The organism is Bacillus sp. PK6-025, assembly GCF_056530265.1.
This window is the reverse complement of sequence record NZ_CP096509.1, coordinates 278026-289636: the sequence shown is the minus strand read 5'-3', so window position 1 is coordinate 289636 and position 11611 is coordinate 278026. Positions and strand designations below refer to the sequence as shown.

Below are 11611 nucleotides of genomic sequence, written 5' to 3'. Positions count from 1 at the left end.
TTTTAAGAATTGTTCAGCAAGACTTCTTTAAGAAACGGATCATCCAGCCACTCGTTCAGCTGGCCCGCGGAGAATCCTTTTGATACATTGAGATCGATGAGCGTTCCGCCGGCATATCCGAAAGAAGCCGATCTGTCCGCAATGGTGTCCGGCCCTTTCGCCAGAACATTCTTCAGCTTCTTCAGCATGTTTTGAAAGCTCTTCTCCAAGTCGCTTTTCGGGTCTTTGGCAGAGTCAATCACTCTGATGAGCCTCTCATTTCCGCCTTCAAGCTCTCCTTTTTCATCCAAACTGACATCAGCCAAAGACAGACCGGCAATCGTTTTCAAAAACTCATTCACATGCCATTTTTCATAAGCTTCTTTATCCAGCGGCGTTCCATTTTGTTCACCGATCAATTCCGCATGGCTCAACAGACGGGCGCCAAACCGTTTATCACTGTTATTTAAAACGGCTTCGATCCGGGTTCTTTTTTGTTCATCTTCGATGCCTTCAACTATAATCCGGTTATTTCCGTCTACATGCAATGTCAGATGTTCACTCTCGGAAAGAGAAATTCCGCTCTCGCGCAGCGTCTCATCGATCTGGCTGTTCAAACGCTGCCTGTCCACATAAAGATTATAGATCTCAAATTGAACGCCGTTCATTTGTGATCGTAATGACGGTGCATTTTTTTGAGCCGCTTCAGCCTGTTTGCTGATGGAGAGGGTGTCTGTTTGGCTGCCGGCCATTCTCTTGGAACCTGTAGTCTTAGCCGGCATCTCCGCGGCGGCAGGCTTCATCAGCTGCTCGGAATAAAGCGAAAGTTTTACCCTGTCTCTAATATTCATGGGAGCTCCTTTCATGCCAATTACATTCGATTACTTTTTATATCGGACGGAATTTGGATCTGTTTACCAGCCGTATGTTGAATCATATTGATAATTGATCTTCAGCTGAGGCGATCTCCATGTTGAACTGCTCCAAGCGAGCGAATAGTATCTCACATTCCATGTCGTTTTGACCGGAAGCGCAAGTTCAGGCTTTAGATCCGGAAACAGTGTGCCGCCGGAAACCGATGTGTGCCAAACGCCTTCTTCCTTGTTCAGAACTTCCCTGTAGGTGTGTCCGAGGCTCGGAGAAATGGTTCCCTCGGCGGAAACGCTTTTCACAGTCGCTCCTTCGGGAATGGCCGAGACATTGGCAAGATTGACGGCGGCAACCGGAGAAACGACTCCCTGTCCCGGGCTTGAGATGGATGATGGAGACAAATTCGCCGTATAAGCACCGCTCTTCATTCTGTCGATAAATTCAAGTCTGTAAAATCCCCAACCGTCATATGAACCGTCTTTAGACGTGACGACCGCAATGTACCGGCCTGTCTCCGGAACATCCAAGCGGATGATTTCATTTTGGTTTCCCGTTCTTTCAGAAGATCCTACTGCAGGATAGCCGTAAGAATCTTTAAATAAGTAAAGATCATAGTCTGTATTTGCTGGGATGTTCTTTAGGTGAATGGCAAGCTGTTCTCCCTTTGTCGCGTAAAATTTGTAATAATCTTTATCGCTTTCGCTGTGAATCGTCGCCGAAATCGTCTTGTATTTCCACAATCCTAAATCGTAAGCCTCAGCGAAAGAATTGTTGGGTTCATACTCATCTTCGTAAACATTTGCCGAAGCCGAAAATGCTGGAATCGCCATCAAAAACACACTGAACACGAAAAGAAACAAACTTTTTTTCATTTGTCATTGCCTCCCGTTTATTCATCACCATAAAGGAACTCCCTTCCTTATATCGGTAATTGAATTGGAAGTTTAATGAATATTTTATAAAATAATAGAATTTTTCCAAGTTTACTCATCCGACGGCTCTGCCACACTGCCCACAAAAAGGTTCATTCCGGATGTTTCATCAACAATCGCGAAATAAAACGGGTGGTCTGCAGTCATCGTCACTTCAGGGACAGGAGCTGATTCGATGATCTCAACCGCCGTTGCCGCGGATGCTTCGGTACCCGCTTCATCTACTTTGATAAATGTTTTATGTCTGACTTTATCAATTTGAGCGGCGCCTTCTCCGGCAAACATATTTGAAAAATCCGCGCTGCTAAACACGGTTTTCATTCCAAGCCGTTTAAGCGGTTCATTTAACATGTAGTCTGTTTGAAATGAGAAGCGCGGCAGCTTGAGCTCCACCTGTTTCATCGTCCAGCCCTTATGCAAGGCGCGCCATTGATCATACGTCATGCCAGCTAGAAGCTGTTCAAGATTTGCCGCTTTTTTCGGCAGAAAAACAGCCAATGACAGACCTTCGTCTTGAAAAGGAAGCTTGACGGCTTGAAAATGTTTGTTTTCCAGATAAGGAAAGCGGTTTGTCTGCGTCATCATGGGGTGTTTTTTTGCGGAGCCGTCCGCAGAATAAAATGGCTGTTCCGCTGTCATGTGAGGATCAAATGGATGCTTCCAGCTTTCTCTAAAATAAACGGCATTGATGATGTAGGCAATCGTATTCGACGAGACCTTGTCAACGATCTGATCAATGCGGTCTTTCGTTTTCTTTTTGACCCAGCCGTTGATTTCTTCTGCTGCCCGATTTGGATCATCATGAAGCTGATAGGCGTCGCCAAGGCCTTTGATCGCGTCTTGAAAGCTTTCTTTCAGCTCCCTTTTGGACCATATCGAATTGGCCGATGAAAATTCGCCGTGAGGCAGCGTTTCTAGCGAACGATTCACAGATTGTGACATCCTGTTGATCGATGTCATATCCGTCTGGTTGAGGTTTAAAGTGCCGAGTAGTTCCTTTCTGCTGTCTCCCGCGGCACCGTTTGCCGTCATCACAAGTGCCTGGTGAATACTGTAAGGCGAGAGGAAGATGTTTTTCCGGCTTCCTTCCTCTTTTATCATGTCTTGAAACAATGCGAGCGCAAACCGCTGTTCAGCTTCAGATAACGAGGCGTCCGTTTTTTGCGCGGATCTGACGGGCGGGGGATCGGCCTCCTTGTGCACTCCGCATCCGGCCAACAATAAAAGACCGGTCCATATCACCATCGCACTCCATTTCGATTTCAATTGTCAACACCTCCTACTGTTGTAGTGGGTTTAGCATTGGAAAACGTTACAAAAAACGGCAGCAAAAAAAGCTTATCCAATGCTGGATAAGCTTTCTGTTACTGCGCTCACTGTCCTTTAACAGCCAGTTCGCGCAAATCTTTTTTGACGATTTTGCCGAGCCTGTTTTTCGGAAGGCTGTCGGTAAAAACGATTTCAGGAATTTTATAGTCGGACAGGCGCTCTTTGCAATACGCGATAATGTCCTCCTTCTTAAGGCCGGAGCTTTCGTTTTTCACCACATACGCCCTCGGAACTTCCCCGTACATTTCATCCGGGACGCCGATGACGGCCGATTCGACGACTCCGGGCACTTGATCGATGATCTCCTCCACCTGGTCAGGATAAATGTTGTCGCCTCCGTAGACAATGACGTCTTTATACCGGCCGGTAATATATAAAAATCCGTCTTCATCAAGTTTGCCGGAGTCCCCCATATAAAACCAGCCGTCTTTCAGCACCTTTTGCGTGGCGGAAGGATTTTGGTAATACCCTTCAAAAACATACGGGCTTTTGACGACGACTTCTCCGACTTCGCCCCTTGGCAGCTCTTCATGTGTATCAGGGTCTTCGATTTTTATGCTGACTTGCGGAATCGGCTTGCCGGCTGAATTGACTTTATCCCAGCCCATGTCAGGCCGCCATACGCTGACCGTCCATGCTTCTGTGCTGCCATACCCCTGCACCATCAGGATTCCCATGTCATTGTACTCCTTAATCAGCCGCGCCGGCACCTTGGTGCCGCCGGAGACAAGCATTTTCACAGACGACAGGTCGAATGGATGTCTTTTCATTTCCTCCAGCATGTAAGTGTAGACGGAAGGAAACGCCATCATCATATGAATGCGTTTCTTCTCGATCTCCTGCAGGATTTCAAACGGTTCGGGGTCCCATAAGAAATGAAGCCCAATTCCTTCAAAAGCCGCCTGAAAAACATGGTTGAGCGAGCTCATATGATAAAGCGGATGGCTCGCTAAAAAGCGCATGCCTTTCAGCTGTTTCGATTTCACGTTCACCTCTGTCAAGTATGCGGCCAGACTGCCGTGGTTGACCATACAGCCTTTCGGATTTCCGGTCGTGCCCGAGGTGAACAGCATTAAAGCCAAATCATGCTCGGTCACCTGGTCGGCCTCCACCTCCAGCGGCCTGTTTTTAAATAGGCTCTCAAACTGTTCAGTCGTGTTCATTCCCGCACCCGCTTCAATCATCAGGCAGAACTGAAGCTGTTCGCGGAGCGGCGTTAGTATATCGGCAAATTCCAAGTCATAAAACATCACCTTCGGCCGGCAGTTGTTCAAGATTCCTTTTAATTCATACGATGTCAGCTGCCAGCTTAACGGCACGACTGTCGCCCCGATTTTAAGAGACGCCAGCAAAATGACGGGAAAATGATGATTATTTTTACATAAAACCGCGATGTGGTCTCCTTTTTGAACACCCTCCTCCAGCAGATAATGAGCCAGCTGGTTCACCCGTTGATGATACGCTTTGAACGTAAACGTTCGATCTCCTCCGGACAATGCTTCCAACCCATCTGACGTTTCCATATGATGATTGATTAATTGCTGAAGTGTACTCAAAATTTTCATCTCCAAATTTTCATTGTTTCTCACAAAACCTGGTGAGATTATGTGACGCACAAATTCATTCTAAAACAAAATATATCCATTGTAAAACTATTTCATAATAGAATTATTATCTTTATGAATTGATAACAAAAGAAATTAAATGACTCATGTTAAAATTCATAAAATCGTTTTTTGCGGAGCATTCGCTTATGATAAAATAGACCTATGTTTGTTTGACCAGCATAAAATTGCTGATCTACTACACGATGTCGGAAATGAGGAAACCTTCATGAATCACCATCGGATTGAAGCGAATCTATTGGATCATGCTTTCACGAAATATTTGCGGTCTTCAAAGAAATTGGACGAAGAAACGATTCCGAAAAGTATCACGAGCGGCAAAGGGTTTATTTTGCGTATCATTTACAGACACGGAACATGTACGATAAAGGAGATTTTACAGGAGGTCGCCCTGTCTCCATCAGCAACGACAACAGCTCTGAACCATTTGGAGAAAGAGGGCTTTGTGATCAGATCGAGAAATAACGATGACCGGCGCACCGTCTGGATCGAACTGTCGCAAGAAGGCACGAGGATCGCCGCACAAATGGTGGAAAACCGCCAGGCCTTGATCGACAAGCTCTTCGGCAAATTGTCAGAGGAAGAAAAAAAGGTTTTTTTTGCTATAATTGAAAAAATTATGATGTGAAACGGGCCGTCGATCGAAATCGACAGCCCTTTTTTTATTGTCTGACCCCAAGCGCGTCCAGCGCCATCTTCAAGTGCTCTTCTTGTTTTGTCTGCAGGGCGAACATGCCGATTTCGATGCCGTAGGCGGCCTGCAATTCCGTAATATGCTCTTTCATCCGCGGCCAGACCCGGCCCCCTTCTTTTTCATAATAAGAGATGAGCCGGGCGGTTTCGGCTTCTCCTAAAATCGTCTCGTATAATAGAAAATCTTTTGCCGGGTCGGCGATTTTCGCTTCCGTCCAATCCAACAGCCCAGTTATGCTCTGATGCTGGTCAATTAAAATATGCGGGGGATGCAAGTCGCCGTGGATAAACGCAGTATGTTCAGGCCAATACGAGTCGTCGGACAGCCACTTTTGCCATCTTTCCCAGAGCTCGCCGCTAACCCCGAGCTCTCTTTTGATCTGTTCCATCTGCTCTGCTTTTGACCGCCTGACGCCATCCGGATTCATCACATGCATGCCCGCTTCTTCTGCGGCTTTATGATCAATGCTGTGCAATAGCGCGAGCGTTTTCGCCAATGACTTGACAAAGGCTTCAGCCGGAGGCTCATGATCCATGTTCCATACGTAATTCTTCACCTCCATGTCAATGACCGCGGCAGGAACCCCCGGAAGCTCCGGATATGCAATCAGTTCGGGAGTATGAATGCGCCAATCCGGCACAGCGGCGGGAAGATGGTTTTGCAGCAGCTTCAGCACTTTCCCTTCATACACTGCTCTTTCAATCACATCGTCGCGCCGCGGTTTTCTCAAGACCCATCTCTTGCCTGCTTCATCTTCGGCAAAGACGACTTGAAAATCCATGCCGGACTCGTTGATTTCCGCATGCTTTCGTTTCAGCCGAAGGCCGTGTTTTTCCGCAAGTTTTAATATTTGTTCAATTTGTTCATTTACAATTGTCATATACGATTTTCCCCTTTACTGAAGGTTTTTAATAAAAAAAAGCACAGGTCGTCTGCCTGCGCTGGAAAGTAAACGGAAAAAGATAATATGACAAATAAACTGAAGGCAAGCTTCAGATAAGCTATTTTTAAAGGCAAAAAAAGAGGCGCTGGAATCCGCGCCTCTCCCTCTGTTATTGCATAAAGGGTCCTCTAAAAACAGGCAGACTGATCCCGATTACCCTGCACACAGGCAGAGACTTTGTTCACGATTTAGTTAGCGAGGACAAAGTTCAATCGGAATCTGATGTATGCCATTTGGGAAATCCCTCCGTTCTTTAAAGTTATCCTTATTTTAACAGGTGGCAGGGTGACCCGCAACGCAAAATTCAATTATTAAGAAAATCAACCTGATAGAGGAAACCCATATGTTCCTGCCTAACTAATAATTAACACCCGTTCGGCGCTTTAATTCTCTTAGCCAAGCCGTATCCCCGGTTCCATAGCTTTTCTTTTGCCCTGTATCCCGCAAAGATCCGTTGCTGTAGTCAATAGATAAGATAAAATCCGGAACAGAATCATATCCGGCTTCTGCAAGTCTGTTCAGCTCTGCTCCATAATGAGCGATTGCGAAATGAGCCGTTTTCTTTTGGACAGGGTCCTTCTCCAGCTCTTCTTTATACACATCTAACAAATCACGGCCGTCAGGTGTTACATATCGGCCATCAACCACTTCCAAGTCCTTCAGGTGATAGCCTGTCACCTCATATATCTCGCGAACCGTGTGATATTTTTGCTGCGCTTCTTTGGAATATTGGGCTGAATCGCTGCTCAAGCTTTTCATGATATGCAGAAATAACTGTTTGCTGTTTTCTCCTGATTGCAATATATGTTCAAGTTGATGGATGAGCTGCTCATCATCAGTTCCGCTCACTTTTACTTGATAATCAATCGGTGAAATTGTAAAGGTGAGCGCCGTATCCGCAGGAATGGCAATATGATATTGATCCAGCAGCGCTTGAAGCTGTTTGTTGACTTGGCTGCGCTGATATATTTTCTCATTCTCCGCCTCTACTTCCCCATTAAAATTCACATTTCGAAACGCGGCATCCTGCATATTATAGTTTTGCGCTTTTCCTTTGAACAGCCACTCAGTTTCATTGTCATATGCAGCTTGTCTTTCTGCTGCCGACAGGTCATTTCTGAAATAAGGGGAATTGGAATTTTTGTATTTATCCTTAATATAGCCTAAAGGATCAGGTTTCGTTTTGTTCATTGCATTGATTTTGCTGTATTTTTCATCTAAGATTTTTTTCCTGATATCACTTTCTGACTCATAGGGGTTTTGGGCATTGATCTTCGTTTCTTCCACAGTTTGATCATTTGCTGCTTCGTATGCCCGCCTGAAAGCTTCGGCATGATTCACAATACTGTCCTTTGAGTAGTTCAGCTTACTCAAACTTTCCTTCGATGGTCTTCCCGCTTGACTGCTGGCCTTCTTCGCAAAGGCAGTGATATCGGAAGAGACATTTTTTACAGTTGTATCAGCCGCATTCCTTTTCAACATATTCTGAATCATCAGCTGTGTACGGATGTATTGACTATTGAGACGCATTGGGTACCTCTCCTCAATTCTTTCTATAATCCCTATATCGGCTTGATTATGTTTATATTAACCTTATTAAACAGTAATTTACATAGCACCCTCATCAATTTGGATGAAAAATCAAAAGGCATCCGAAAAAACGGATGCCATTCCTTATTTCTAATCTTCCCTGTCACTTTTATTCCGTATCCGCTCAATCACCTCATGCAGTCCCTCAGGTTTATAAAATTCCACCGGAGAACTGCCCTTTTCAAAGGAAATCGTCTCGGCTTCTATCAGCGCGACATAGCGCCCGTTTACCTTGGCAAGGTGGATCGAATCTCCGAATTCAGCCAGCAGTCCTTTAATCTCGGTTGCTCCCAGCTTCATTTTCAGCTCTGCCTCAGGCATATGCTCAACGATCTGGGCGGAGGCTTCGATGACTTGATGGGTGTCGAGGCGTTCCTGAATCTCCCGCTTTTCGCTCGCTTCCCAGATTTCGAGATCATGTTCAAACTGCTGGAGTTCTTCGCTTTTGTCTTCAAATGCTTCGTACACATGCTCCTGCACCATGTTCATCACTTGGGACTTCATGATTTCCGGCATCGACTCGCCGTACTCGACGAATTTTAAGAAGTCTTCAAAGTAGCGGGCGTGCGAGGCCTGGTGGATTTTCACTTCGCTTTCCTCTGTCATGCCCTCTTCAGGCATGTGCGGATACTGGATCGATTTCATGTTTTTCGTCGTGATCGCCATTTCGACCTTGCGGATCAGCGATGATTCATCGGCGATCGAAGCGACCTTCGGTTCAAAGTCGCACTTCATGACAAAGACAAATGTATCATCGAAGTATTTGCGCGGTACGGCTGTCGCCACCAAAAAAACGCCTCCCCTGACGGCGCTCGTGTCGAGGTATGTGCGGACGAACTGTTCGCTCAGCTCATTGAATTCTTCCTTTGTCTCCGCCAGTTTTGTTTTGTGAAACAGATTGTAGTTCGGATTAGAATCAAGCTCATGCCCCGGCTCTGTGATGAAGCGGCCGATTTTCGTCGGCACCTGCTCTGATTTCGGATGGCGTTCGGCTTTCCGCTTCACGATTTTTTTCAATTCCCCGTCTAAGAAATCCTTCAGTTCGCTGGTTTCAAATTCCTCTGTATCCAGCGTCTGAAAATGTTTATATTGCTTGTTGGCCTGCTCATCCTTGCCGTCGACCTGAATGACGTAAAAAGAAATATAGCGAATTTCAAATTCCATGACATGTTCACCCGTTTTCCTTGTTGTTTCAGTTCTTCAAGTATAGGTAAATGCCTGGAATCCGTCAATTTGCACCTTCACTATATAATTGATCCATTATAATACATCTTCCCGGTCAATTTTTCGGATCGACCAAAACGCAATAACAATCCCGATTACAGCCAATGAAACAGGAATATAAATAATAGAAGCAATTGAAAATCCAGGACTTTGCTGACCGATCAGCGCAATCAAAATGCAGGATGTCACAATAGTGGCAGGAACGGATTGTTTGCGCATCCCAAAGTATAGTGGAATAAAACTCAACCCTGTCGAAGAAGCAGCGTAAATGAGCATACTGCCAATCTCATTTCCAATGGCTTGCAGCGTCAGTTTTTCCGGGCTGAATTGATAGATATCATTGAGCTGCGAGAAAATAAACGCAAGAATCAGTTCGGACACGATCATTGTCAAGAAGGTCAATCCGCCGGTGAGCAGCAGTTTTGCGGCGATCAGTTTTTTTCGGCTGACCGGATATGTAAACATGACCGTGATGGTTCTGTTTTTATACTCTCCGATGATCAGTTTGGCAATTAGCACGCCTGCAAAGACAATAAACACAGACCTTACAAAAGTTCCGAGAAGCAGCAGCGTGGATCCCGCGTCAGCCATCGCCATTTGGTCTTGAGTAAGATTTTTTTCCTCCGATCCGATCAGGCACAAAAAACCGAGTATACATAGATTTGCAATCACTGCACCTTTGTAATACCACCCTAGTTTCGTTTTTTTAAACTCCAATTTAATTAAATTCAGCATTGAACTTCAACTCCGTTAAAATACATCTATTTTTTCGATCCGCCTTACTGCCAAAAAGGAAAAAATCAGACCGACAGCGGCCAGAGATAAAGGAATATAAACAATTGAAGAAATGGAAAAGTCCGGGCTTGTGGAACTGATCAACATGCTGATCACGACAGACGAAATGATCGTTGCCGCAGCGGAGTGCTTCCGCATTCCGAAAAAGATGGGCACTAAACTCGTTCCTGCGGCGCCAAAAGCAAAAACGATCATTTTCAGAGCCTGCTGAGAAACCATAGAAGCTGTTAATTCGCCGGGGATGACCCCATAGATTGAATTCAGCAGAAAAAAAGCAGCGGCAACGCATGCATTTGATATCAATATCGTAATGAAAGTCAGCCCGGCTGCGATCAGCAGTTTAGCAGCCAGCAGTTTTTTTCGGTTGATCGGGTACGTAAACATCACAAGTATTGTCTTGTTTTTAAACTCTGAAATGATTAATTTTGAAATCAGCACGGCTCCGAAAATGATAAAAACCGCTCTGACGAAAGTGCCGATCACAAGAAATGTTTCATCAATCGTTTGGAACGTATCCTTGCCTTCTGTGAAGGTCACCATCCACAGAAAACCGAGGATGATGAAATTGGCAAAGACGGCTCCGCGTACATACCAGCCAAGCTTCATCTTTTTCATTTCGATTTTCAATAAATTCAGCAAGCATCTCCGCCTCCTTGTGCGCTGGCCGCATTGCCGTTGATTAAACTGAGGAAGTAGTCCTCAAGCGAAGTATGCTTTTTATTCATGGACTCAATTTCTATATCATTCAAAATCAGAGCTTTAGAAATGGCTGTTTGAGAATCTTCGGCATCATAAATTCGGATCGTTTTATCATTTAGTATTTTAAAATTAGCAATCTGAAGCTCATGTTCAAGCACAAAGCAAGCCCGCAATGGATTCGGCGTCACGAGTTCAATGTACTCTGTGTTCCGGCCTCTTACGCTTTCCATCGATACTTCTTCAACAAGCCTGCCGTCCCGAATCACTCCGATTGTATCTGCAATCTGCTCTACTTCGTTCAGGATATGGCTTGAGATGAGCAATGTCATTCCATATTCTTTGCTCAATACTTGAAATAAGTTTCTGATTTCTTTAATCCCGATGGGATCAAGGCCATTAATCGGTTCATCTAAGATGAGCAAGTCGGGTTTGGTAAGAATGGCACGCGCGATTCCAAGACGCTGCTTCATACCAAGCGAGAATGTTTTGACAGGTTTGCTGTCGATATTTTTTAAATTCACCATGTCCAGCACTTCCTGAATCTTGGCTTTATTGTGATATCCCATATACTCACAGTGCAGATTTAAATTTTCATTGGCTGTCAGATTTTCATAAAAAATCGGGTATTCGATCATGCTGCCTATTTTGCCGAGAATCTCGTATGATTGATTTGTCAGCTTATGCCCGAGAATATTGATTTCCCCGCTTGTCGGTTTTACGAGGCTCGTCAGCATCTTCATGACGGTCGTTTTCCCGGCTCCGTTCGGGCCGAGAAAACCGTATATTTCTCCCTTTCGTATATGCATGCTTACATTTGACACAACTTCTTGACCTTTGAATGTCTTGGTAAGCCCGCTTGTTTGTACGATGTAAGTCAACTCTGTTTCCCCTTTCCTGTCTTTGCTATGTGTCTATTGTAGCGATGGACGCT

The 11611-nt window shown here is 45.1% G+C and carries 11 protein-coding genes; 1 reads left to right on the top strand and 10 read right to left on the bottom strand.

All coding sequences use genetic code 11. The features are described from left to right. Positions 1-2 precede the first annotated feature (2 nt). From M1D67_RS01615 to M1D67_RS01600, 4 genes are all read right to left on the bottom strand, one after another. A complete protein-coding gene (locus M1D67_RS01615; RefSeq protein WP_020450016.1) occupies positions 3-830 on the bottom strand; it encodes a DUF4885 family protein in 828 nt (275 codons plus the stop codon). A 63-nt stretch (positions 831-893) separates the two neighbouring features. Continuing rightward, positions 894-1721 (bottom strand): PPC domain-containing protein, encoded by an 828-nt coding sequence (locus M1D67_RS01610; protein ID WP_023857769.1) that lies wholly within the window; start codon positions 1719-1721, stop codon positions 894-896. A 111-nt stretch (positions 1722-1832) separates the two neighbouring features. After that, the gene (locus tag M1D67_RS01605; protein ID WP_023857768.1) at positions 1833-3047 is read right to left on the bottom strand and encodes a serpin family protein; all 1215 of its coding nucleotides are present in this window, start codon (positions 3045-3047) and stop codon (positions 1833-1835) included. Positions 3048-3154: 107 nt separating this feature from the next. Then, positions 3155-4666: a class I adenylate-forming enzyme family protein gene (locus tag M1D67_RS01600; RefSeq protein ID WP_023857767.1), complete on the bottom strand. Its 1512-nt coding sequence runs from the start codon at positions 4664-4666 to the stop codon at positions 3155-3157. A 277-nt stretch (positions 4667-4943) separates the two neighbouring features. Here M1D67_RS01600 and M1D67_RS01595 point away from each other — a divergent pair, with 277 nt between their 5' ends. Beyond that, a complete protein-coding gene (locus M1D67_RS01595; protein ID WP_020450012.1) occupies positions 4944-5363 on the top strand; it encodes a MarR family winged helix-turn-helix transcriptional regulator in 420 nt (139 codons plus the stop codon). A gap of 34 nt (positions 5364-5397) precedes the next feature. On the opposite strand, the gene M1D67_RS01590 is transcribed toward M1D67_RS01595, so the two are convergent. The 6 genes from M1D67_RS01590 to M1D67_RS01565 all read right to left on the bottom strand — a co-directional run bounded on the left by M1D67_RS01590 (position 5398) and on the right by M1D67_RS01565 (position 11558). After that, a complete protein-coding gene (locus M1D67_RS01590; RefSeq protein WP_023857765.1) occupies positions 5398-6309 on the bottom strand; it encodes a macrolide 2'-phosphotransferase in 912 nt (303 codons plus the stop codon). 420 nt (positions 6310-6729) lie between these two features. Continuing rightward, entirely contained in the window at positions 6730-7902 is a 1173-nt protein-coding gene (locus M1D67_RS01585; protein ID WP_035337348.1) for a DUF4885 domain-containing protein, read from the bottom strand. A gap of 150 nt (positions 7903-8052) precedes the next feature. After that, positions 8053-9126: a DUF3900 domain-containing protein gene (locus M1D67_RS01580; RefSeq protein WP_020450009.1), complete on the bottom strand. Its 1074-nt coding sequence runs from the start codon at positions 9124-9126 to the stop codon at positions 8053-8055. 96 nt (positions 9127-9222) lie between these two features. Continuing rightward, the gene (locus M1D67_RS01575; protein ID WP_023857763.1) at positions 9223-9921 is read right to left on the bottom strand and encodes an ABC transporter permease; all 699 of its coding nucleotides are present in this window, start codon (positions 9919-9921) and stop codon (positions 9223-9225) included. A 15-nt stretch (positions 9922-9936) separates the two neighbouring features. Next, a complete protein-coding gene (locus M1D67_RS01570; protein ID WP_025810824.1) occupies positions 9937-10620 on the bottom strand; it encodes an ABC transporter permease in 684 nt (227 codons plus the stop codon). Beyond that, the gene (locus M1D67_RS01565) at positions 10614-11558 is read right to left on the bottom strand and encodes an ABC transporter ATP-binding protein (protein WP_479831554.1); all 945 of its coding nucleotides are present in this window, start codon (positions 11556-11558) and stop codon (positions 10614-10616) included. The genes M1D67_RS01570 and M1D67_RS01565 overlap by 7 nt, the downstream gene beginning before the upstream one ends. Between the last annotated feature and the right edge of the window lie 53 nt (positions 11559-11611).